Source organism: Streptomyces sp. NRRL WC-3605 (assembly GCF_001509795.1).
Taxonomy (GTDB): domain Bacteria; phylum Actinomycetota; class Actinomycetes; order Streptomycetales; family Streptomycetaceae; genus Streptomyces; species Streptomyces viridochromogenes.
Genome location: NZ_LLZN01000002.1, coordinates 283,749 through 307,256, shown reverse-complemented (window position 1 = coordinate 307,256; position 23,508 = coordinate 283,749). Strand labels below are relative to the sequence as shown.

The following is a 23,508-nucleotide window of genomic DNA, read 5'->3' as shown; positions in this document are numbered from 1 at the left end:
GGGGTCGCACTCTCACATTCGCATCCACCTCGCTCCACCGGAGATGAAATGCTCAAGCTTCGCAAGGCTGCCGTCATGGTCGCCGCCCTCGGCAGCGTCAGCTTCCTGGCCGCCGGCACCGCCCACGCCGATGGCCCGCAGGGCAGCGCGTACAACGTCCAGCAGAGCACGGAGTGCAAGTCGCACGACCTGAACATCGACATCCTCGGTGTCGTCGGCCTGCTCAACGGCGTCCTCGGCAACGGCCTCAACGGCGAGGGTGACCCGGCCGCGCAGAGCACCCACCTCGGCTCGTCGATGGGCTGCAACAACAGCGCCTTCTGAGCGAACCCCCGCTTCGCGGCAACCAGCCAGGCGACCGGCGTCAGCCGGCCGCCTGGCTGCCGCGTTTCCGGGCCCCGGAATACTCCCCGACTGGACGCCCAGGGCCGAACGGCTCCGCCCCATGGGGGCGTTGGGGCCGCGGCCGCCTCCCCGCAGTGAACCGGCTCGACGTGCCGGTCACCACCGGTTGCGTGCCTCCTCCGCCCAGCCGGTGAGCCCGTCGAGTTCCACCCAGGAGCCGTCGTCGGCCCGCGCGCGCCCGGTGAACTCGCCGAAGCATTGGTGGGTTTCACCGGCCACGACCACCAGGTTCGTCTTCGACGTCCGCACATGGAAGGGGCGGAACCCGGCCTCCACGCGGGGCCCGTGGATCCGCCAGGGCCGCAGCCAGTCCGTACGGTCGTACTCCCAGGTCAGCTCTTCGCCGATCTTGTGCAGACGGCCGTCGACGAACAGGGCGTTCTCCGTCGAACCGGTGCCGGCGGTCCACCGGCCGCCGAGCTGCACGGCCCGCCCCGGCCCACACCCCGCCGCCCAGTTCCAGGAGACGGCGTACGGCCATTTGCCGCGCCCGTGGTCCAGGACGGCGAACGAGTCCGCCTCGTCGAAAGCGAACTCCCGTGAGTCGAGCGTGAGACGCCCGCGCACAGGACGCCCGAGATCCTTCACCGTGTACTGGAAACGGCGCCGGCTCCACGGCACGACCACCCCCAGCGACTCGTGCCCCTCCACCCGTGGCACCTGCGCCTCCAGCCGGAAGCCGGGAGCGGTCGCCTCGATGCCGGTCCCGTCCGGGCGCTGGACGAACTCCAGCGTCACCGAGCCGCCCCGGGCCGACACGGTCCCGGCTCCGCTGCGCTCCGGCATCCGCACGCCGCGCGCCAGCGGCGTCACCACGTCCTCGGCCAGTTCGCTGCCGTCGGCGCGGTCCAGGACGTAAACACCGTGCAGTCCGGCGTAGTCGAGGGAGGAGGCGACCAGACCGACGATGTGCGAGGGGGTGACGATGCCCCAGTACTCCCAGCGCTTGACCCGCCCCCAGCCGCGCAGGTTCGCCCGGTGCAGCGGCCGCCGCGTCCAGCCGACCGCGGCCGGGTCGAGCCGCCCGTCGGGACGGCACAGGTCGACGGGGGAGGTGATCTCGCGTTCGGCGGTCACGTCAGCGGCGGCCCTTCATCGTGCGGCGGCGTGCGCGTGATCCGCCGGCGGCTGTCGACGTGGGGACTGTATCCGCAGGTCGCCGGGAGAACGAGGGGCGGATCAGTGCCCGTCCGTCTCAGTAGCCGTCATCGTCCAGGCCGTCGTCGCTCAAGTCGTCGTCATCGTCGCCCGGGACGCGGTAGGGGGCGCGCTAGGGGGTGTCTTGTCGTTCAGGCCGGGCTCCCGGCCTGAACGACAAGACACCCCCTAGACCGAGGCGGCCGGGTGTGGGGAGCGGAGCACGAGCAGGGTGATCTCGCTGGGGGCGAAGACCCGGAACGGCGGGCCCCAGAAGCCGGTGCCGCGACTCGTGTAGAGCTGGGTGCCGCTGCCGTGCCGGCTGAGACCGGCGAGGGCGGGCTGGTCGAGCCGGACGAGGTGGTGGAAGGGCCAGATCTGGCCGCCGTGCGTGTGGCCGGAGAGCTGGAGGTCGACACCGGCGGCCACGGCCCGGTCCACGAACTTGGGCTGGTGCGCCAGCAGCAGGACGGGCAGCCCGGGGTCGGCGCCCTCCAGGGCCGCGGTCACGTCGGCACCGTGACCGGCCAGCCCGGACGACCCGGCGGTGACGTCGTCCACGCCCGCGACCACGAGGGTGTCGCCGCCGCGTTCCAGCAGCAGATGGCGGTTGCGCAGCGGCTCCCAGCCCAGCTCGTCCATCAGGTCGACCCAGCCCTGGGCCTCGCTGTAGTACTCGTGGTTGCCCGTGACGTACACCTTCGCCCGGGTGGCCCGCACGGTGCCGAGCGGGGCCGCCTGCGCGCGACGGCGGGCGGCGGTGCCGTCCGCGATGTCGCCGGTGTGGCAGACCAGGTCGGCTTCGAGGCCGTTCACCGCCTCGCAGACCCGCGCGGACCAGCGGGCACGGTCGAGGGGGCCGTAGTGGGTGTCGGTGATGAGGGCGACCCGCAGGCCGTCCAGTCCGGCGCCCAGCCGGGGGAGCCGCACCTCGACCTGCCGCACGCGGGGCACGCGCCGCGCCTCGGCGTACCCCCAGGCGAGCAGGGCGGCGGTGACGCCGAGGACGGCCCAGGTGACGATCCGGGCCCGCTCCTGTCCTTCGCCGACGCCGGCCGCGATCAGGGCGATCCGCAGCGGCACGCCCAGCAGGAGCGGCCAGGCGAACAGCACCCAGCTGCCGCCCAGCAGCGTGTCGCCGAGGATGGCCGCGCGGTCATGCTGACGCCGCCCGTGACCGCGCACCATCGCGACCGGCATGGCGGCGAGACCGAGCACGAACAGGGCGGTGCCGGTGAGCGTGACGGGTAGCGGCCAGTGCTGGCCGGTGTGCAGGAGCAGGACGCACGGCACGGTCCAGAGCAGAACGGGGGCGATCGCGGGGAGGTGGCGCATCACGCGGTACAGCAGCCGCCTCGGCTTCGTGGCGGGCGCCTCGCCGTCGGCGGATCGGGTGTTGCTGGTGTCGGTCACGCGTCCCCTCCCACCGGGCTGCCGTCCCGCGCACTGTATCCGCTGAGGTCGGGTGGGTGCTGGTGAGTGTCGACCTTGTCAGGACATGCAGAGTTGCAAAATTAAGCAATTGCCAACATGCTCTACTTGCTGACGTAAGGGTGCGGCACGGTGAGACGGCTCCGCCCTGGGATGCCGTCCGCAGGAAGCCGAGGGGTCGTGTCCGTTCCGCTGGCCGAACTGAAGGAAGCGGGGGTCGTCGCGCCATGAGCTCCGGCCTCCGCCGGGTGTGGGCCCGGATCACCTCACTGCTGCCGGGCCGCGACGACCTCAGAGACGTACGGCTCGACCCGCGCCGGGACCTCCTCGCGGGGCTGACCGTCGCGATCGTGGCCCTGCCGCTCGCCCTCGGCTTCGGGGTCTCCTCCGGCCTGGGCGCGCAGGCGGGCCTGGCCACCGCCGTCGTCGCGGGCGCCCTGGCCGCCGTCTTCGGCGGATCGAACCTCCAGGTGTCCGGGCCCACGGGCGCGATGACGGTCGTCCTGGTCCCGATCGTCGGCGTGTACGGCCCGGCCGGTGTACTGACCGTGGGCCTGATGGCCGGCGTGATGCTGGTGGCGCTGGCCGCGCTGCGGGCCGGCAAGTACATGCGGTACGTGCCCGCCCCGGTGGTCGAGGGCTTCACGCTCGGCATCGCCTGCGTCATCGGCCTCCAGCAGATCCCCCACGCCCTGGGCGTGCCCAAGCCGGAGGGCGACCGGGTGCTGGTGGTCACCTGGCGGGCGGTGGAGGCGTTCGTCCAGTCCCCGAACTGGACCGCCGTCGGCCTCGCGGTCGCCGTGGCCGCGCTCATGCTCGTGGGCGCCCGGTGGCGGCCGGCGGTCCCCTTCTCGATCGTCGCGGTGATCGCCGCCACCGTCGTCGCCCAGCTCGCGCACCTGGACGCCGCCGAGCCGATCGGGGACCTCCCGTCCGGCCTGCCCGCCCCCACGCTGTCCTTCCTCGACCCGGGCGCGCTCGGCTCCCTGCTCGCCCCCGCCGTCGCGGTCGCCGCCCTCGCGGCCCTGGAATCCCTTCTGTCGGCGTCGGTCGCGGACGGCATGACCGTCGGGCAGCGGCACGACCCCGACCGGGAACTGTTCGGGCAGGGTCTGGCCAACATCGCCGCGCCGCTGTTCGGCGGCGTCCCGGCGACCGGCGCCATCGCCCGCACCGCCGTCAACGTCCGCACGGGCGCGACCTCGCGGCTCGCCGCCCTCACCCACGCCGCGGTCCTCGCCGTAATCGTCTTCGCCGCGGCGCCGCTCGTCTCCAGGATCCCGTTGGCCGCGCTGGCGGGCGTGCTGTTGGCCACCGCGATCCGCATGGTCGAGGTGGGCTCCCTGCGGGCCATGGCCCGGGCCACCCGGTCCGACGCGCTGATCCTTGTCCTCACCGCCGTCGCCACGCTGGCCCTGGACCTCGTGTACGCCGTGATCATCGGCCTCGTCGTGGCCGGCGCCCTCGCCCTGCGCGCGGTGGCCAAGCAGGCCCGCCTCGACCAGGTCCCGCTGGACCGAGGTGACCACAGTGCCGAGGAGCACGCGCTGCTCGCCGAGCACATCGTGGCGTACCGCATCGACGGCCCCCTCTTCTTCGCGGGCGCGCACCGCTTCCTGCTGGAACTGACGGAGGTCGCCGACGTCCGGGTGGTGATCCTGCGCATGTCGCGGGTGTCGACGATGGACGCCACGGGCGCCCTCGTCCTGAAGGACGCGGTCGAGAAGCTGACCCGCCGCGGCATCCTCGTCCTCGCGTCCGGCGTCCGCCCCGGCCAGCGGCAGGTCCTCGGCTCCGTGGGCGCGCTGGACCTGCTGCAACCCGACGGCCGCGCGTACGCCACCACCCCGGAGGCGATCCGCGCCGCCCGTGACCACCTGGAACTGACGGGAATCCTGTCCGCCAGGACCGACGCGGTCCCGTGCCGGGCGGCGCCGCGGGCCGCACAGCGGTCGGATCTCCACGAGGAACCCACCTGACCGCACGGCCGCGGCTGTGTCTGCCCGATTGCTAATGTTGGCAATTCGAAAGGTCGTCACCACGGGACTGCGGTGTGCCCGGGACCGAGCGCGGAATCGGCGATGCCGGCACCGCCGGCGAGGAAGGCAGCATGGATACGACAAGCAGATGGATGCCGTGCCGCTGCCGCTGCCGCGGGGAGAGAGCCGCACAGTGAGCACGCCGCTATACCAACTGAAGGCCGAGTTCTTCAAGACGCTCGGGCACCCGGCCCGCATCCGCGTCCTGGAACTGCTCAGCGAACGCGAGCACGCGGTCGCGGAGATGCTGCCCGAGGTGGGCATCGAACCCCCGCACCTCTCCCAGCAACTGGCGGTCCTGCGCCGCGCCAACCTCGTGGTGACCCGCCGGGAGGGTGCCGCGGTGTACTACTCCCTGGCCACCCCCCAGGTCGCCGAACTCCTCCGGGTCGCCCGCACGATCCTCTCCGGCGTCCTGACAGGTCAGGCCGAACTCCTGGCAGACCTCCAGGCAGGCACCGGCCGCCAGCCCGAACCACCGGGCTGACGCACAAGCCTGCTCGGGGGCGGTGGCGAGACGGGCCACAAAGGCGCCTGACCGGGAGAACCCAGGCCAGGCGCCTTTCTCTGGTGTCTAGAAGAAGCCCAGCTTCTTCGGGGAGTACGACACCAGGAGGTTCTTCGTCTGCTGGTAGTGCTCCAGCATCATCTTGTGCGTCTCGCGGCCGATCCCGGAGCCCTTGTAGCCCCCGAACGCGGCATGTGCCGGATACGCGTGGTAGCAGTTCGTCCATACGCGGCCCGCCTGGATGGCCCGGCCCGCGCGGTACGCGGTGTTGACGTCCCGTGTCCACACGCCCGCGCCCAGGCCGTACAACGTGTCGTTGGCGATCTTGATGGCGTCGTCGAAGTCGTCGAACGACGTCACCGACACGACCGGCCCGAAGATCTCCTCCTGGAAGATCCGCATGCGGTTGTCACCCTCGAAGATGGTCGGCTGGACGTAGTAGCCGCCCTTCAACTCGCCCTCGTGCTCCAGGCGTTCACCGCCCGTGAGGACCTTCGCCCCCTCCTGCCGGCCGATGTCGAGGTAGGAGAGGATCTTCTCCAACTGGTCGTTGGACGCCTGCGCGCCGATCATCGTCTCCGTGTCCAGCGGGTGACCGGTCTTGATCTGTTCCGTCCGCGCGACCGCCGCCTCCATGAACTCGGCGTACGTGCCGCGCTGCACCAGGGCCCGGGACGGGCAGGTGCAGACCTCGCCCTGGTTGAGGGCGAACATCGTGAAGCCCTCGAGCGCCTTGTCCCGGAAGTCGTCCGCGGCCGACCAGACGTCGTCGAAGAAGATGTTCGGCGACTTGCCGCCCAGTTCCAGGGTCACCGGCGTGATGTTCTCCGAGGCGTACTGCATGATCAGCCGGCCCGTGGTGGTCTCGCCCGTGAACGCCACCTTGGCCACCCTGGGGCTGGACGCCAGCGGCTTGCCCGCCTCCACGCCGAAGCCGTTGACGATGTTCACCACACCGGGCGGCAGCAGATCGGCGACCAGACTGAGCCAGTAGTGGATCGACGCCGGGGTCTGCTCGGCCGGCTTGAGCACCACCGCGTTGCCCGCCGCCAGCGCCGGTGCCAGCTTCCAGGTGGCCATCAGGATGGGGAAGTTCCACGGGATGATCTGCGCGACCACGCCCAACGGCTCATGGAAGTGGTACGCCACCGTGTCGTCGTCCACCTCGCCGAGCGTGCCCTCCTGCGCCCGGATCGTGCCCGCGAAGTAACGGAAGTGGTCGATGGCCAGCGGGATGTCCGCCGCCAGCGTCTCCCGTACCGGCTTGCCGTTCTCCCAGCTCTCGGCGACGGCCAGCCGCTCCAGATTGGCCTCCATACGATCGGCGATCTTCAGCAGGATCCCGGCCCGCTCGGTGACCGAGGTACGGCCCCACGCCGGGGCGGCCGCGTGCGCCGCGTCGAGGGCCCGCTCCACGTCCTCCGCCGTGCCCCGCGCGATCTCGGTGAACGGCTGACCGGTCACCGGCGACGGGTTCTCGAAGTACTGCCCCCGGCTCGGCGGCACGTACTCACCGCCGATGAAGTGGTCGTAACGCGCCTGGTAGGAGACGATCGCGCCGTCGGTGCCGGGCGCCGCGTAACGGGTCATCTTGCTCTGCCTCCCGAAGAAGCGCTGCCCGCCGCTGGGCAGCTCGCACCGCGAGGCTAGGAGCGGCGAGGTTGCAACCAGGTTGCGTGCCCGGCCCGGGCCACGGCGCCGCTCACCACGGCGAACGGTGCTGCCCGGGCCCGGCGGTCAGTTCGTGTTCCAGCGCGGCGAGCCGCGACCGTACGGCCGGTGTCGGCCGGACCGCCGCCAGCGCCCGCCACACGTCCAGGTCGTCCTCGCCCCACGGGGCGTGCGCCCAGTCGGCGAGCAGGTCCGGATCGCGGCGGGCGATCAGCGCCGTCCGCAGACCGTCGGCCAGACGGCTCCTGAGCCGTACCACCGCCGGTGCCTGCGAGCCCGGCAGCAGCGGACCGGCGTACGCCGTCGCCGCGGCCGTGACCGCGCCAGCCTCCAGCCGCCGTTCGACCACCGCCACGTCCGACTCCACCGGCACCATCAGCCGGTAGGGCCGCGAACCCAGCAGCGACGGACCCAACGTCCGGCGCAGTCGCGCCAGTTCGGCGCGCAGGGTCACCGGTGTCACCGACTCGTCCTCGTACAGGGCGCACAGCAGCTCGTCGCCGGTCAGCCCCTCCGGATGCCGTGCCAGCAGCACCAGGATCTCGCTGTGCCGCCGGCTCAGCCTGATCCTCCGGCCACCGACGCGCAACTGCGCCTCGTCCCGCCCCAGCGCGGTCAGTTCGGGCGCGTCGACCGGGTCGTCCTGCGGACCGAGCAGCGCCAGATGCGACTCCGCCGCCCGCGCCACCGCCTGCACGAATCCCAGACTGTGCGGATGCGCCAGGCCGTCCCCGCCGGTGATGTCGACCGCCCCGAGGACCCGCCCGGTCCGCGGATCGTGCACAGGCGCCGCCGCACACGTCCAGGGCTGCACCCGGCGGATGAAGTGCTCCGCCGCGAACACCTGCACCGGACGGTCGACAGCGACCGCCGTCCCCGGCGCGTTCGTCCCCACGGCGGTCTCCGCCCAGCGCGCACCCGGCACGAAGTTCATCCGGTCCGCCTTGCGCCGGGTCGCCGGATGTCCCTCGACCCACAGGAGCCGGCTGTGCGCGTCGCACACCGCGAGCAGATGCTCGCCGTCCGCGGCGAACGTGCCCATCAGCTCCCGGAACAGCGGCATCACCCGCGCCAGCGGATGCTCCGCCCGGTAGGCACCGAGGTCGCCGTCCGCCAGCTCCACGCTCGCCGTGCCGTCCGGTCCGACTCCGGCCCGCGCGGACCGCCGCCACGAGTCCGCCACCACGGCACGCACCGGCCTGGGCACGGTGCCCACCGCGGTGAAGGTCTCATGGGCACGACGCAGTACTCGGACACGTTCGGCAGGGTCGGTCCCCGGCTCCAGGGCCACCCACGGATCGGACACTTCGGCCTCCCCGGACGGCGATGCGGCTGGGGACATCGTCACGCCGGGTAGACGCGCCGACAACCTCTTCGACGGCGCTCACTCGAACGATGTGCCGGCGGCTCGCCCGTACGAACCCTCAGGCTGCCTTGACCAGCCCTATATAGCGCCCCCAGTCCCAGTGCGGCCCGGGATCGGTGTGGTCGCTGCCCGGCACCTCGTGGTGCCCGATGATGTGCGTGCGGTCCGTGGGTATCCCGTGCCGGGCGCAGATCGCGGCCGTGAGCCGGGCGGAGCTCTCGTACATGACGTCGGTGAAGTAGGACGGCTCGTCCACCCACCCCTCGTGCTCGATGCCGATACTGCGCTCGTTGTACTGCCAGTTCCCCGCGTGCCAGGCGATGTCGGACTCGCGGACACACTGCGAGGTGTGCCCGTCGGCGGACCGGACGACGTAGTGGGCGGACACCTTCTTCCGCCCGGCCTCGAAGAGGAACAGGGTCTTTCGGTACATGGTCTGCGTCATGTGGATGATCACCCGGTCGATCGTGCGGGCCGTCCCTGGCTGCGCGACCGAGTAGCAGGCGCTGCCCGCGGGCCGCCACTCGGCGGACGGCTGGTCCGGTCCGGGCACATGAGCGCCGGCCCGCTGCTCGGGGAGCAGGACGTAGGGGACGGCGGCGAGTGCGGTCCCCTGCAGGACGCGACGTCTGCTGAGGTGGGTGCGTACGCGCTCCACGTCGTGAACCGCCTTTCGGAAGGGGGGAGGTGGACCGGAGGAGAGGGGAATCACGCTGGCCGGGACCAGGGGCGGGGCTGGTGCGGACGGCGTGTGAATCAAGGTACGCCCCGAATCCGCAGGCAGAAGGGCCGGCCGTATTTCCGTGGACGGGCGGGGAGTTGTGGATATCTCGCTCACTGACGTGAGTGAACGCGGGCCGGGCCGACGTGAGTGAGCGCGGGTCGGGCCGCGCGCCGCCTGAACCGGTATCAGGCCCGCTGCGCCACCGAGGCCGGGTCGTCCAGCACCGCCCGCACGACCGCGTGCGCGGCTCCCAGCAGAGGTCCTTCGGGACCCAGCCGGGACACGGACACCGGGCAGGCCGGGCCCGCGGTCCGCCGGTCCAGCTCGGACTCCAGCGACGGCAGGAGCCACGGCGCGAGACCGGCCAGGGCGCCGCCCAGCACCACCGTGCGGGGGTCGAGCAGATTGACCGCGCCCGTCAGCGCGATGCCGAGCGCCGTGCCGGCGTCGCGCAGCGCGCCCCGCACGTCCTCGTCCCCGGCGGCGGCCCGCTCCGCCAGCAGCCCGACCCGGTCCTCACCCGGCTCCAGCCCGGCCGCGCGCAGCACCGCCTCCTCGCCCGCGTACTGCTCAAGGCAGCCACGCCCTCCGCACGCGCACGCGGGTCCTTCGGGCTGGACGGGCACGTGGCCCAGCTCGCCCGCGAAACCGCGGGTCCCGTGCAGCAGTGATCCGTCCACGACGACCGCGGCGCCGATACCGATCTCCGCCGACACGTGCAGGAAGTCCTGCGGTGTGCCGTCACCCAGCCACAGTTCGGCGAGAGCGCCGAAGTTCGCCTCGTTGCCCACCGTGAGGGGCAGGTCGGTGGCGAGCAGCTCGCCCACGTCGGTGTCCCGCCACTCCAGGTTGGGGGCGCGGACGACCGTCCGGGCGTCGCGGGCCACCAGACCCGGCACGGCCACCGCCAGCCCGGCCGGCCACAGTCCCTCGCCGCCCGCCTCCGCGACGACCTGGTCCACGAGCGCGCCGAGTTCGGCGAGCACCGGCCCGGCGGCCCGGCCCCGGTTCGCGACATGACGCACTGCCCGGGCCCGCACCTCGCCGCGCAGATCGACGGCGCAGACGGCGAGGTGGTCCACACCGACCTCGGCGCCGATCCCGGCCGGCCCGTGCGCGCTGACCGCGAGGGCCGACCCCGGACGGCCGACCCGGCCGGGCCGCTCGGGGCCCAGCTCCTCCAGCAGGCCCGCGCGGATCAGCTCGTCGACCAGCGTGGACACCGCCGCACGGGTCAGCTTGATGCGGGAGGCCACGGCCGCGCGCGAGAGCGGCCCGTCGGCGCTGACCGTGTGCATCACCCGGGCGAGATTGCGGCGGCGCATGCCCTGCTGGGTGTCGGGCAGCGCGCGCCCGGCACCCGCGGGATGGACCTCGTGCAGCGGTGCGGTCATGCCTCCGTCTTCCTCAGTGCGCCTCGGGGCTCCGCTCCAGCAGCGGGGCCGCGTCGGAGAGTACCCCGCTGATCCGGGCCAGCGTCTCGTCGTCCCGCTCCACGGCGTCCAGCACCGGCCCGCGCGCGGTGTTCCAGCGCCGGGCGACCGCGGCCGGGTCCTCGCCGGTCAGCAGCCCGGCGGCCTGGGCGGCGGCACCCAATGCGACCAGCTCCTTGGCCTCGGGCACCTGGACCGGGCGGCCCGACAGGCGGCGAACCGTCTGCTGCCAGGCCGTGCCCCGGGCGCCCCCACCGATCAGCAGCAGCGGCACCGAACGGTCCGCGTCCTCGTCCAGCACCAGGTCCAGGGCGCCCAGCAGCGCGTGCACGGCACCGTCGTACGCGGCCTGGAGGAGCTGGCCGCCGGTCGTGTCGTGGCGCAGGCCGTGCAGTACGCCCGACGCGTGCGGCAGGTTCGGCGTGCGTTCGCCGTCCAGGAAGGGCAGGAAGGTGAGGCCGGAGACCGGCTCCACGGCTTCCCGGTCGAGGCCCAGCAGTGCGGCGAGCTTGTCGACGGCGAGGGTGCAGTTCAGCGTGCAGGCCAGCGGCAGCCAGTCGCCGTGCGCGTCGGCGAAGCCCGCCACGGTGCCGGTCGGGTCGGCCGGGCGCCGCCGCGACACGGCGTACACGGTGCCCGACGTGCCGAGACTCAGGACCGGCGCGCCGGGGAGCAGGCCGAGGCCCAGCGCCGCCGCCGCGTTGTCACCGGTGCCGGGCGCCACCAGGGTGCCCTTGGAGAACGGCAGGTCGTGGCTGTCGCGCACGGTGCCGGCGACCTCGCCGGGCCGCACCACGCGCGGCAGCAGCGCCGGGTCCAGGCCGACGTGCTCCAGGATCTGGGCGTCGTACGTCTCCGTCCCCGACGCCCACCAGCCCGTGCCGGAGACATCGCCCCGGTCCGTGGTGCCCTGGCCTGTCAGGCGCTCGGTCAGGTAGTCGTGGGGCAGGCGCACGGCACGGGTGGCCCGCACCGACTCCGGCTCGTGCTCGGCGAGCCACGCCCACTTCGTCACCGTGAACGAGGCCGTCGGGACGGAGCCCGTCCGGTCCGCCCAGACCTTCGCGCCGCCCAGTTCCTCCGTCAGGCGCTCTGCCTGCGGCGCCGAGCGCACGTCGTTCCACAGCAGGGCCGGACGCACCGGCTCACCCCGCTCGTCCAGCGTGACCAGGCCGTGCTGCTGGCCGCCGATCGACACGGCGGCCGCCTCGCGCGCGGGCTCGCCGCACTGACGCAGCGCCTCGCACAGCGCGTCGTACCACTGGCGGGGGTCGCTCTCGCGGCCCGCACCCGAGGTGACGGTGTGCGGGGCCTGGCCGCTCGCGACGACCCGCCCGGTCGACACGTCGACGACCAGCGCCTTGGTGGACTGGGTGGACGTGTCCACGCCGACGACGAGCGGACCCTCGGCTGCTGACATCGGGCACTCCCTTTTCCGCGGCTCTGCGGCTCTCTGACCTGCTGTTTTGCGGCCGTCCGGCGCGTGAAGACCCGGATCCGGCCCTTTCGGGGACATCGTGTCCCTTCCCAGGGACGCGTTGGCATACTAATTTGTAAACCGCCATGACGAAATAGTCGTAGCGAGTCGTTCAAGCAGTCGTCAGTAAGCAAGGAGCCGCGTCATGAGCTACCAGCCCACCCCCGAGGACAGGTTCACCTTCGGTTTGTGGACCGTCGGCTGGCAGGGACGGGACCCGTTCGGCGACGCCACCCGCAGCGCCCTCGACCCGGTCGAGACGGTGCAGCGCCTGGCCGAGCTCGGCGCCCACGGCGTCACCTTCCACGACGACGACCTGATCCCCTTCGGGTCCTCGGACACCGAGCGCGAGGCGCACATCAAGCGCTTCCGCGAGGCCCTCGACGCCACCGGCATGAAGGTGCCGATGGCGACGACCAACCTCTTCACCCACCCCGTCTTCAAGGACGGCGGCTTCACGGCCAACGACCGCGACGTGCGCCGCTACGCCCTCCGCAAGACGATCCGCAACATCGACCTGGCCGTCGAGCTCGGCGCCGAGACCTACGTCGCCTGGGGCGGCCGCGAGGGCGCCGAGTCCGGTGGCGCCAAGGACGTGCGCAACGCGCTCGACCGCATGAAGGAGGCGTTCGACCTCCTCGGCGAGTACGTCACCTCCCAGGGCTACGACCTCAAGTTCGCCATCGAGCCCAAGCCGAACGAGCCGCGCGGCGACATCCTGCTCCCCACCGTCGGCCACGCGCTGGCGTTCATCGAGCGCCTGGAGCGCCCCGAGCTGTACGGCGTCAACCCCGAGGTCGGCCACGAGCAGATGGCCGGGCTCAACTTCCCGCACGGCATCGCCCAGGCGCTGTGGGCGGGCAAGCTGTTCCACATCGACCTCAACGGCCAGTCCGGCATCAAGTACGACCAGGACCTGCGCTTCGGTGCCGGCGACCTGCGCTCGGCCTTCTGGCTGGTCGACCTCCTGGAGAGTGCCGGTTACACCGGTCCCCGGCACTTCGACTTCAAGCCGCCGCGGACAGAGGACTTCGACGGCGTGTGGGCGTCGGCCGCGGGCTGCATGCGCAACTACCTGATCCTCAAGGAGCGTGCCACGGCCTTCCGTGCCGACCCGGAGGTCCAGGAGGCGCTGCGCGCCGCCCGCCTGGACGAGCTCGCCCAGCCGACCGCGGCGGACGGGGTCAAGGGGCTGCTCGCCGACCGTACGGCCTTCGAGGAGTTCGACGTCGACGCGGCCGCCGCGCGCGGGATGGCGTTCGAGCGCCTCGACCAGCTCGCGATGGACCACCTGCTGGGCGCCCGCGGCTGACGCCACACGCGTGTGCACCGCTGATTCCTTTACTGGCGGTGCACACGCGGTGCCCGGGTTTCCGGCCGGACGTGGCCGGAAACCGACCGGATTGTTCCGGAACCATGAGATCCGTGGTGCGGAGCCGTCCCAACTCCCGTACAGGGGTCGCGGATCAGCCGCGGCATTGCCACCCTTGACGGTATGGCCACGCCGCCCGTACCGCCTCAGCCGCCAGGACCGCCTCCGGGTCACACACCGCCGGGCGGTTTCGGCCCGCCCGCCGACGGCTACGGCAGCGCAGGCCCGCCCCCGTACGGCGCAGGACCGCCCCCGTACGGCGGCGGTCCCGGGCGCCCCCGCAATCCGCTCGTCGTCCTGCTCGTCGCCGTGGTCGCCGTCGCCGCCGTGGTGGCGGCCGTCCTGCTGGTCAGGGGCAACGGCGACAACCCCGACGACAGCTCGCCGTCGGGCACCGACTCGAGCACATCGCCGAGCCCGTCCCTGAGCATCCCGAGCGAGTTGCCCAGCCGACTGCCCAGTGAACTGCCCACCTCGCTCCCGTCGGGGTTCCCGACCGATCTGCCGAGCGGCTTCCCGAGCGACTTGCCGAGTGGCTTCCCGAGCGGTCTCGAATCGCTTCTGCCGTCCCTGGAGGACGCGTTGCCCTAATCAGGGGCCCTCCGTGCCGTCGGGCTGGTGATCGATGCAGTCGGGTTCCGTGGCGGCCAGTGCCGTCGCCGGATCGCGCGCGGGTGCTCCCGCGGGCACCCATCGGCCCGCCTCCTCCCGGTAGGGCCACCAGCGTCCGTCCTGTCCGAGGCGCAGCTGAGCGGGAGAGCCGTCCACGGTCCACCGGTTCGCTTCGTGCCGCAGCGGCGGCCGCTCGTCCTCGTCCCACGCGGCCTCCAGGGCGGCACACGCGCGTGCCAGTGCCTCGCCCTCCACCTGCCACTTCTCATCGAGCACGCACAGGGCGGCCTCCCCGCCGAGCCGCCACGCGCGTACGGCCACGTCCAGTCCGTCGCGCCCACGCCCCGAACCGTCGGCCAGACGCTCGGTCACGCGCGCGTCCGTCGTGCCCGCGGCCACGCGTACGGCGTCCTGAGCGAGCGTCAACTCCGCGCTCATGGCAGGGCTCGGCGGGGTGTCCCGCAGGGCCTCCGCGAGCAGACGATGCGCCTCGACGGCCGTGGTGGCGGCCAGCACCTCCAAGGCGTCGGGGTCGATGTCCGCGTGCGGTGCGGTCTCGGTGTCCAGTGAGGGCGGCACGCCCGGCTTAGCGGGCAGTCCGGGGAGGGTGGGCAGCGGCGGGAGGATGTCGCCGGTCGCGTACGCCTCCGCGGCGTCCACCCCTGGCCGCGCGGGGGAGTCGGGCGCCCCGCCGCCGGACGCCGTGTCGCCGCGGGCCTGGAGATCGGCCAGGAGGGCCCGTTCACCGCGCCCCCGCATCAGGAACAGGACGAAAGGGTCCTCGTCCAGCAGCCGTGCCACCAGGTAGCACAGGGCCGCCGTGTGCTCGCAGTGGTCCCAGGCGTCACAGGCGCACTCCGGCTCCAAGTCGCCCATGCCGGGCAGCAGGTCGATCCCCGTGACCGAGGCGTCCGCCATCAAGTGCGGGGGCATCTCACGGTCCAGCAGGGCCGCGACGTGCCCGGCCCGTTCGACGGTCATGTCCAGGAAGCGATCCCACTGGCGCTCCGTCAGCGGCTCCACCAGGACGTCCGCCCGGTGCGCCGTACGGTCGCGGCCGCGCACCATGGCCGTGATGCGCCCGGGCCGCACCGACACGGCTCCGACCGCCCCCGCCCGCGCCAGCCTGCGCCCCGCCTTGAGCTGCTGGAGGTCGAGTGCCGACTCCTCCAGCGCCGTCAGCCAGGCCTGCCCCCACCAGGTGACTGCGAACGCCCGCCCACGCGCCGGAGGGAACGCGGCGAAGGTGCGTTCCACCTCGGCGTCGTGGCCGGTCGTTCGGTCCTCGTGTCCGGTCATCGGGCGCCCCCTCGCAGTTCCACCAGATCGGCCAGCTCCGCGTCCGTCAGCTCCGTCAGAGCCGCCTCACCCGCGCCGAGCACGGCGTCCGCCAGTGCCTGCTTCCGGCTGAGCATGTCGGCGATGCGGTCCTCGATGGTGCCCTCCGTGATCAGCCGGTGCACCTGCACCGGCCGGTCCTGGCCGATCCGGTACGCGCGGTCGGTGGCCTGGGCCTCCACGGCCGGGTTCCACCAACGGTCGTAGTGCACGACGTGCTCCGCGCGCGTGAGGTTCAGCCCGGTGCCGGCGGCCTTCAACGACAGCAGGAAGACGGGCACGTCACCGTCCTGGAAGCGCCGCACCATACGCTCGCGTTCCGCCAGAGCCGTACCGCCGTGCAAGAACTGCGAGGCGATGCCCCTGGCTCTCAGATGCCGCTCGATCAGGCGCCCCATCCCGACGTACTGGGTGAAGACCAGCACGCTCGCCTCCTCGGCGAGGATGGTGTCCAGCAGCTCGTCGAGCAACTCCAGCTTCCCGGACCGCCCGCCGATTCGCGGCCGTTCCTCCTTGAGGTACTGCGCCGGGTGGTTGCAGATCTGCTTCAGGCCCGTCAGCAGCTTCACGATGGCGCCGCGTCTCGCCATGTCGTCGGCACCCGCGATGGCCGCGAGGGCTTCCCTCACCACGGCCTCGTACAGGCCCGCCTGCTCCACGGTGAGCGACACCGTGCGGTCCGTCTCGGTCTTCGGCGGGAGTTCCGGCGCGATCCCCGGATCGGATTTGCGGCGGCGCAGCAGGAAGGGCCGCACGAGGCGGCTGAGCCGCTCTCCGGCGGCCGGGTCCTGACCGCCCTCGACCGCGTCGGCGTACTGTCTGCGGAATGTGCCGAGGCGGCCCAGCAGACCGGGTGTCGTCCAGTCGAGGATCGCCCAGAGCTCCGAGAGGTTGTTCTCGACCGGGGTGCCCGTGAGCGCCACGCGCGCGCGTGCGCCGATGGAACGCAGCGCCCGCGCGGTCGCCGAGTACGGGTTCTTCACATGCTGGGCCTCGTCGGCGACGACCATGCCCCAGGGCAGCGTCGCGAGCCTGGCCGCGTCCTGACGCATCGTGCCGTACGTGGTGAGCACGAACTCGCCGTCCGCCACGGAGCCGAGGTCGCGCCGCGCACCGTGGAAGCGACGCACGCGCGTGCCGGGCGCGAACTTCTCGACCTCGCGCTGCCAGTTGCCCATGAGGGACGCCGGGCAGACGACCAGCGTCGGTCCGGCCGAGGCGGGGTCGCCCTGCCGGTGCAGGTGCAGCGCGATCAACGTGATCGTCTTGCCCAGACCCATGTCGTCGGCCAGACAGCACCCGAGTCCCAGGGACGTCATCCGTGCCAGCCAGTTCAGGCCCCGCCGCTGGTAGTCACGCAGTGTGGCCGCGAGGGCGGCCGGCTGGTCCACCGGCTCCTGTCCTTCGGGGTCCGCGAGCCGTTCCCGCAGTGCGGTCAGCCAGCCCGTGGAGCGCACCTCCACCTGGCGCCCCTCGACCTCGATCGTCCCGGTCAGGGCCGCCCCGAACGCGTCGATGGGCGCCAGTGCGTGGCTCTCGCGCGCGTGGGCGCGCCGCACTTCCTGGGGATCGACGAGCACCCATCGGTCGCGCAGGCGCACGACGGGACGGTTCGCCTCGGCGAGGCGGTCCAGCTCCTCGCGCGTGAGCCGCTGGTCGCCGAGGGCGACCCACCAGTCGAAGGAGAGCAGCGCGTCGGAGGACACGAACGACGGTGCGCCGGAGGCGATTGCGCCGGGCCCGGCCGCGTCGTCCGGCGGGCCGATCACCGCGCCGGTGGTCAGCTCACGGGCGAGGCCCGTCGGCCAGTGCACCTCGACACCCATCCCCGACAACCGGTGGGCGCCGTCCCGCAGCAGGTCCGTCAGCTCGTCGTCGGCGAGGTCCACGGCGTCCGGGACGGCCGCGGACAGCAGCGGCGACAGAGGAGCCCAGACCCGGGCGGCGCGACGCAGAGCCAGCAGGGTGTCCATCCGCGCACCGGGTTCGAACGCGCCGGTCCCGCTCCACGCGCCGGACCCGCTCCACACGTCCACCGCGTCCGCGACCAGCGTCGGGTCACTCACGCTGTGCACCTGGAGGACGGCGCGGAACGACGGCGCCCGGGAGTCCTCGGGGGCGCTGTCGGTCCCGTCGGCACCGGTGAACTCCACGCGCACGGAGAGCCGTACGCCCGCGTCGTGGCCGGCGGCGACGTCGGCGGCCCAGGCGCGAAGCCCCGGCAGGTGCTGTGGTGACGGGTCCGCGTACGCGGACCCGCCCGTGACGAGCGGAGCCGCGGGGGAGCGTGGCAGGGCGTCGGCGACCGCGTCCAGGAAGGCCCGGATCGACTGCTCGGGGTCCGGCAACCTCAGGGGTTCCTCGCCGGGCAGCGGCAGCGCGTGCGCCTCGGGTGGCATCGCGGCGGCGAGGAGACGGACGCGCTCCACGTCCTCCGGGCGCAAGGGCCCCGCCCGCCAGGCGTCGTGGTCCTCGGCCGAGAGGCCGGGCAGCAGCGAACCCCCGGCCACGACGTGCAGGGCCAGGGCGGACGCCGTGCCCCAGAACACCGCCGCCCGGGAGGCTTGCGGCGACGTACGCGCACGTGTGAGCACGGGCAGCGCCGCACGGACCGGAAGGAGCAGGGCCGGCACCTTCACCGGCACCACGCCGTTCTCACCGGGGACGACGACGGACAGCTCCTCGACGCTGCCGTGGGGGAGACGGGGCACGGCGGCGCCGTCAATCCGCCAGAAGGCGATGCGGCCGGTGCGGGCGGGGTCGCCCGGGAGGAAGACGACGTCGCAGGACGCCGGGTCGGGAAGGTCGGACGACGTTGCCTTCGCCTCGGGAAGCCTCGGCACGACTGAGCAGCACTCCTCAAATTTGACTACTCGGAGACGAGTCGCCGAGAGTACACCATCCCTACGCCCAGCGGGTACGGTCATCATGTGACCCAGGTCACCAGCCTGACGGCCTGACCATTAGGGGTCGCACCTCAGGGACGTCTCAGGGGTGCGGCGCGGAACTGCCAGACGCACGGACCCGTTTTCAGGTCAGAGAGCGGCAGTGGCCGCGAAGGAGGCGACGCACATGTCGAAGAACGCGAAGGTCGCTGCGGGAGGAGTGGCGGTCGGCCTCATCCTGCTGATCTGGCTGCCCTGGTGGGCGGCGCTCCTGATAGTGCTGGGAGTCCCGGCCGCCGCCTACCTCACGCTCGACCCGTCACAGCGGCGCAGGCTGCGCCGTGCCACCCGCAAGGAACTCGGTCGCTGACCGGCCCTGCGGGCGGCGGGCTGGGTGCCTACAGTGCGCAGGAATTGACGACGTCCCCGTCCGCGGGCCTCGCGACCGTCCGGTCCGCGGGCGGACGTACGCCTCGCTCCACCCACGCGACGAGCTTGTCGAAGGCGGACCGGTAGCACGGCAGGATCGGCCGGAGCCGGTCCGGATAGGTGTCGTACAGCCCGTCGACATGCGTGCCGCCGACGACGCCGACATAGCTGTGCAGCCGGCCTCGTCCGCTTCCGTCGACCATGCGCGCGTACACGTCGGAGTCGGCGGCCTTCGGCAGCAGGGTGTCCAGATCGCCGTGCAGGGTGATCAGGGGGCGGCCGATGCGTCCGGTCAGGGCGACGCGTGCCACGGCGCGATGCACGGAGGCGGGCCGGGAGGCGTAGTCGTAGGAGGCGTCGGAGGCGCAGGGCGCCAGGATCTCCTCGGTCGTGGTGCCGGCCGAGGTTCCCGGGCAGGCCGGATCGTAGGCGGGGTCGAACTCGGCGCGGTAGATCTTCTGCGTGACACCCCAGTACGCCCGCTCGTGATACGGCCACAGGAACTCGGAGCCGCGCGCGAAACCGGCCGCGTACAGGTCCTCGTCACGGGCGGAGCCGAGCATCCGTGCCACGGCGGTCGGCAGGGAGGTGAGGAGACTGGAGCCGTGCGTCGTCCACAGCGCGCCCTCCCAGTCCACGCCGCCGTCGTAGAGCTCGGGGTGGTTCTCCAGCTGCCAGCGGGTGAGGTAACCGCCGTTGGAGATGCCGGTCATGTACGTCCGGCGGGGAGCGTGGCCGTACCGCTGGGCCACGGCCTTGCGAGCGGCCCGCGTGAGCTCGGTGGTGCGCCGGTTCCACTCGGCGATCGCGTCACCGGGCCGCCGGCCGTCGCGGTAGAAGTCGGCGCTGCTGTTGCCCTTGTCGGTCGCCGCGTAGGCGTATCCCTGTGCCAGCACCTGGTCGGAGATCGCCGCGTCCGTCGCGTACTGCTTGCGGGTCCCCGGGGCCCCCGTCACCACGAGGCTGCCGTTCCACCGGTCGGGCAGCCGGATCACGAACTGCGCGTCGTGGTTCCAGCCGTGCGTGGCGTTGAAGCGGGAGGAGTCCGGGAAGTAGCCGTCTACCTGGATCCCCGGGACCCCCGACGGTGTCCGGGTGTCGCGGGCCGTCAGCCCGGCCTGGTCGGCCATGTCGGTGTACGGGGTACCGGCGAGGCCCGTCGTCGTCAGATCGGCGAGGCACGCGGCCTGCTGGAAGGCGGCACCCGGTACCCGCACGCGGTCCTGGCGGGCGCAGTGCTGCTCGCCCCCCGTCGCGGCCGAGGCGGGGCCGGGACCACCGAGGGTCGCGGCCAGCAGGGTGGCGGCGAGAAACGGAACGGCTCTGGACAGGCGCATGACAGCACTCCTGGCGGAAGGGGACGAGCACATGAGGGAAACGAGCCCCGAGGGCTGCCCCATGGTGCGGTCCCGGCTCCGCCTCATCCATGGGCTGGCACCACATGGAACGCCGCTGTCGAATGGGTCCCCACGACAGGGGCCCGGCCATGACGGAACGCGGCAGGCGGACGCCACCGGCTGCATACGCGGTCGCGCGACATCTCGCCGGCGGTCCGTGCGTCGACAGCAGGCTCAGCTGGGGCGTACCGCCATCTTGTCGAGCGCCTCCAGCAGCCCGGGGAGCTCCGGTCCACGGCCCACCGGCAGGACCTCGCCCGGCTCGTCGTCCAGCAGCACGAACGCGATGTCGTCCGTCCGCGCGACGAGGGACCAGCCGGGGCCGTCCGCCCGCAGGGTGCGCGCGTCACCGGAGGCGAAGGACGAGCGGACGCGGCCCAGCGGTGGCGGGGAGTCCACGTACGCGCGTGCCTCGGCCAGCACCCGCCGGATGCCGCTGTGGCCTCCCTGAGCGGCGGGCTTGCTCTCGCCCTGCTCGCCGTCCTCGGCCTGCTCGCTCTCCTTCTGCGCCCCGGTGCCGGCGGCAGCGCTTCCGGCCGCGGCGAAGGCGTCGTCGTCGATCTGCTCCCGCCACGTCGCCCACTGGAGGGCGATCTCGTCGGCGCCCAGCCGCCGCTGCGCCGGTCCCCACACGCTCGTGTCCGGCGGGGCCAGCGGCGGGCCGTCCGCGATCTCGGGATCGGGGTCGTGCGGCGGGGGCACGTTGGGGGCGGCGACGGCGACGGCGAGCGGCCAGCCGGGAAGGGCGGCCACGACCGTGCGCTCGTCCGGCGACAGGTCGTACTCCATCCCGCAGTCCCAGGACGCGATGGCCACGGCCACCAGGGAGACGTCGTCGATGACCACGGTCCACCGGGCACCGTCGCCGTCCTGGCCGAGCACCAGGCCGTAGCCCTCCGCGAGCGGCGCGAGTCCGAGCGCCGCGCAGGCCTCCGGATAGTCGTCGCCCAGCACGCTCGGGAACTTCGCCGGCGTCAGCAACACCGCCGTGAGCACATAGAGCGCATCGTCCGCGGCGGCGACGGCCTCCTCGTCCGTCCCGGCCATCCCAGCCTCCCCATCGGTTCGTCCATCGGCGCGCACCCTAGTGCGCCCGCAAGCCCCTTGTCACGACTCCGAGGCACCCCGGGCCTGCAGGTTTCCGGCCGCACGGGGCGAAATCGACCGCGAACGGCACCCATGGCGCGGCCCATGTCACGTCGTCGGGAGCCCCAGGAGCGCCCGCGCGACGGCCTGCGGGGACTCCTCGCGTTCGCGGGCGAGCGTGAGGACGGCCCGGCAGGCCAGCTCGCTCACCCCGAAGGACAGTGCCTCCGGAGACACCCAGCCGCTGGCCTCGTCGATCCGCTCCTGGTCGTCGGTCGCGCGCGCCGAGACGTACACGGCGGCGGCCTCGAACAGATTGTGCGTGCCGCCCTCCTTGCCGCTGTCCGGCTCCAGACGCAGAGAGCGGAGAACGCCGGCGCACGACTCGCGCAGCCTGTTCCACATGTGGACACCTTCCCCCTGTAGGACGAAAAACGAGCAAGCCAAACGAAGTCGCAGATGAAACGAACGCACTGGCGAACGAACGTGACGGCGGGCGTCGAACGCTCATCGACCGGTCCCAAACTAGGAGTTGGGGTCGGCTCCGCATAAGAGGGCCTCGCAGCGGCGACGGCCGTCGGGCGCCGCCTCCGAGTCGGGGCCGGCACGGCCCGGCCGCCCCCAGGGCGTCAGGAGGGCCGTACGGCCAGGGCCAGGAAGCGGTCGTCCTGGTCGACGTACGAGGTCATGCGCCACCCGGAGCCGGCCAGGAGCGGCTTCAGGTTCGCCTCGGCCCGGAGGTCGTCCGTGGTGAGCCGCCGGCCGTGCCGGGCCGCCAGCGCCGCCCGGCCGATCGGATGGAACAGGGCCAGCGTGCCGCCGGGCCGTACGACCCGGGCCAGCTCACGCAGGTCGTCCGCCGGATGCGGCAGGTGTGCGATGAGCCCCGCCGCGAACACGGCGTCCACCGACTCCGGCCGCAGCGGCAGCGCGGCCACGTCGGCGAGGAGCAGCCGTCCGTCGCGGTCGCGTCCCGCGCGCCTGGCGGCCTCCAGCATGGCCGGGGTGAGATCGACGCCCAGGACCACACCCGAGACGCCCACGGCGGCGCGCAGCGGCGGCAGAGCGCGCCCGGTGCCGCAGCCCGCGTCGAGCACACGATCGCCCTCGACCAGTCCCAACTCGGCGACGGCCGCGGCGTAGGCGGGACCGTCGTCCGGGAACCGGCTGTCCCAGTCGGCGGCACGGGCGGTGAAGAACTCCTGCACATGTGTGTGGTCGTCGCTCATGCTCCGCATGATCCCTCACCGGCACGGATGACACCGCTGTGCACACGTTCGAACCTCACGCGATCGTTCCGGCGCATCTCCGAGTCATATTCCAACACCTTTCGAAATGCGCCCCCTTCGTGCTCCCGTGCCCCGGCTAGCGTCCCGGGGCCATGGGACACCTGGACCACGCCGCTCTCGGCTGGCTGACCCCCGCCCTGTCGTACGTGATGGCGTGCACGGGCGCGGCGCTGGGACTGCGCTGCACCGTGCGCGCGCTCGGCGCCACCGGCCGTTCCCGGCGGAACTGGCTCGTCACCGCCGCCTCGGCGATCGGCACCGGCATCTGGACCATGCACTTCGTGGCCATGCTCGGCTTCAGCGTCAGCGGCACCGACATCCGCTACGACGTGCCGCTCACCGTGCTCAGTCTGCTCGTCGCCATGGCCGTCGTCTGCGGCGGTGTCTTCGCCGTCGGCTACAGCAAGGACCGGACGCGCGCACTGTTCCTCGGCGGCCTGACCACCGGCGTCGGAGTGGCGAGCATGCACTACCTGGGCATGGCCGCCGTACGCCTCAATGGTGACGTCACCTACGACCCCGCCCTCGTCGGGCTCTCGGTCCTGATCGCCGTCGCCGCGGCGACGGCCGCACTGTGGGCCGCGCTCAACATCAAGTCCCCCGTCGCGGTCGCCGTCGCCTCCCTGATCATGGGCGCCGCGGTCAGCAGCATGCACTACACCGGGATGTTCGCGGTCCGCGTGAATGTCGTCCCGGCCGGTGGGGTCCTGCCCGGGGCCACGGCGATGCAGTTCATCTTCCCCCTCGCCGTCGGCCTCGGGTCCTATCTCTTCCTGACCTCCGCCTTCGTCGCGCTGTCGCCCGCCGCCGGGAAGCGCGAGGCACCCGCGCCCGCCCCGGTCCCGCCCGCCGTGGGACGGACCACCGGCTGACCGTGCCCACGGGGCCCGCACGGCCCACCGGAGCAGG

General features: G+C 72.8%; 20 protein-coding genes. 7 read left to right on the top strand and 13 right to left on the bottom strand.

Going from position 1 to position 23,508, the window contains the following annotated elements:
- The first annotated feature begins 48 nt into the window (after positions 1–48).
- On the top strand, positions 49–324 hold the full coding sequence (locus ADL34_RS03460) for a hypothetical protein (protein WP_062668030.1): 276 nt from the start codon (positions 49–51) through the stop codon (positions 322–324).
- Positions 325–501: 177 nt separating this feature from the next.
- Here the strand turns inward: ADL34_RS03460 and ADL34_RS03455 are convergent, their stop codons facing one another.
- Positions 502–1,482, bottom strand: a complete 981-nt coding sequence (locus ADL34_RS03455) for a DUF2804 domain-containing protein (protein WP_062668029.1) — start codon at positions 1,480–1,482, stop codon at positions 502–504.
- Positions 1,483–1,731: 249 nt separating this feature from the next.
- Positions 1,732–2,955 (bottom strand): metallophosphoesterase, encoded by a 1,224-nt coding sequence (locus tag ADL34_RS03450; RefSeq protein WP_062739759.1) that lies wholly within the window; start codon positions 2,953–2,955, stop codon positions 1,732–1,734.
- Positions 2,956–3,200: 245 nt separating this feature from the next.
- On the opposite strand from ADL34_RS03450, the gene ADL34_RS03445 reads away from it, so the two are divergent.
- On the top strand, positions 3,201–4,952 hold the full coding sequence (locus tag ADL34_RS03445) for a SulP family inorganic anion transporter (RefSeq protein WP_062668027.1): 1,752 nt from the start codon (positions 3,201–3,203) through the stop codon (positions 4,950–4,952).
- A gap of 193 nt (positions 4,953–5,145) precedes the next feature.
- Complete coding sequence (locus tag ADL34_RS03440) at positions 5,146–5,499, top strand: ArsR/SmtB family transcription factor (protein WP_062668186.1); 354 nt, start codon at positions 5,146–5,148, stop codon at positions 5,497–5,499.
- 87 nt (positions 5,500–5,586) lie between these two features.
- On the opposite strand, the gene adh is transcribed toward ADL34_RS03440, so the two are convergent.
- The 5 genes from adh to xylB all read right to left on the bottom strand — a co-directional run bounded on the left by adh (position 5,587) and on the right by xylB (position 12,134).
- Positions 5,587–7,110, bottom strand: coding sequence for an aldehyde dehydrogenase (adh, locus tag ADL34_RS03435; protein WP_062668026.1), 1,524 nt, complete (start codon positions 7,108–7,110; stop codon positions 5,587–5,589).
- A 112-nt stretch (positions 7,111–7,222) separates the two neighbouring features.
- Positions 7,223–8,533, bottom strand: a complete 1,311-nt coding sequence (locus ADL34_RS03430; protein ID WP_062668185.1) for a GAF domain-containing protein — start codon at positions 8,531–8,533, stop codon at positions 7,223–7,225.
- An 82-nt stretch (positions 8,534–8,615) separates the two neighbouring features.
- Positions 8,616–9,215, bottom strand: coding sequence for an N-acetylmuramoyl-L-alanine amidase (locus ADL34_RS03425; RefSeq protein ID WP_062668025.1), 600 nt, complete (start codon positions 9,213–9,215; stop codon positions 8,616–8,618).
- 251 nt (positions 9,216–9,466) lie between these two features.
- A complete protein-coding gene (locus ADL34_RS03420; RefSeq protein ID WP_062668024.1) occupies positions 9,467–10,675 on the bottom strand; it encodes an ROK family transcriptional regulator in 1,209 nt (402 codons plus the stop codon).
- A 13-nt stretch (positions 10,676–10,688) separates the two neighbouring features.
- Positions 10,689–12,134: a xylulokinase gene (gene xylB, locus ADL34_RS03415; protein ID WP_062668023.1), complete on the bottom strand. Its 1,446-nt coding sequence runs from the start codon at positions 12,132–12,134 to the stop codon at positions 10,689–10,691.
- A 202-nt stretch (positions 12,135–12,336) separates the two neighbouring features.
- Here xylB and xylA point away from each other — a divergent pair, with 202 nt between their 5' ends.
- Positions 12,337–13,503: a xylose isomerase gene (xylA, locus tag ADL34_RS03410; RefSeq protein ID WP_062668022.1), complete on the top strand. Its 1,167-nt coding sequence runs from the start codon at positions 12,337–12,339 to the stop codon at positions 13,501–13,503.
- Between the two features lie 183 nt (positions 13,504–13,686).
- Entirely contained in the window at positions 13,687–14,154 is a 468-nt protein-coding gene (locus ADL34_RS34495; protein WP_079034139.1) for a hypothetical protein, read from the top strand.
- On the opposite strand, the gene ADL34_RS03400 is transcribed toward ADL34_RS34495, so the two are convergent.
- Entirely contained in the window at positions 14,155–15,474 is a 1,320-nt protein-coding gene (locus ADL34_RS03400; protein ID WP_062668020.1) for a hypothetical protein, read from the bottom strand.
- Positions 15,471–18,440, bottom strand: coding sequence for a DEAD/DEAH box helicase (locus ADL34_RS03395; protein ID WP_079034145.1), 2,970 nt, complete (start codon positions 18,438–18,440; stop codon positions 15,471–15,473). Before ADL34_RS03395 ends, ADL34_RS03400 begins: the two co-directional genes overlap by 4 nt.
- 145 nt (positions 18,441–18,585) lie before the next feature.
- Here ADL34_RS03395 and ADL34_RS03390 point away from each other — a divergent pair, with 145 nt between their 5' ends.
- Entirely contained in the window at positions 18,586–18,768 is a 183-nt protein-coding gene (locus ADL34_RS03390; protein WP_062668018.1) for a hypothetical protein, read from the top strand.
- Positions 18,769–18,796: 28 nt separating this feature from the next.
- Here the strand turns inward: ADL34_RS03390 and ADL34_RS03385 are convergent, their stop codons facing one another.
- The 4 genes from ADL34_RS03385 to ADL34_RS03370 form a co-directional block, all read right to left on the bottom strand.
- A complete protein-coding gene (locus ADL34_RS03385; RefSeq protein ID WP_062668017.1) occupies positions 18,797–20,164 on the bottom strand; it encodes a tannase/feruloyl esterase family alpha/beta hydrolase in 1,368 nt (455 codons plus the stop codon).
- 234 nt (positions 20,165–20,398) lie between these two features.
- A complete protein-coding gene (locus ADL34_RS03380) occupies positions 20,399–21,271 on the bottom strand; it encodes a hypothetical protein (protein WP_062668016.1) in 873 nt (290 codons plus the stop codon).
- 147 nt (positions 21,272–21,418) lie between these two features.
- Positions 21,419–21,715, bottom strand: coding sequence for a hypothetical protein (locus ADL34_RS03375; protein ID WP_062668015.1), 297 nt, complete (start codon positions 21,713–21,715; stop codon positions 21,419–21,421).
- 224 nt (positions 21,716–21,939) lie between these two features.
- Complete coding sequence (locus ADL34_RS03370; protein ID WP_062668014.1) at positions 21,940–22,539, bottom strand: class I SAM-dependent methyltransferase; 600 nt, start codon at positions 22,537–22,539, stop codon at positions 21,940–21,942.
- 152 nt (positions 22,540–22,691) lie between these two features.
- Between ADL34_RS03370 and ADL34_RS03365 the strand changes: the two genes are divergently transcribed.
- Positions 22,692–23,471 (top strand): MHYT domain-containing protein, encoded by a 780-nt coding sequence (locus tag ADL34_RS03365; RefSeq protein WP_062668013.1) that lies wholly within the window; start codon positions 22,692–22,694, stop codon positions 23,469–23,471.
- The last annotated feature ends 37 nt before the right edge of the window (positions 23,472–23,508 follow it).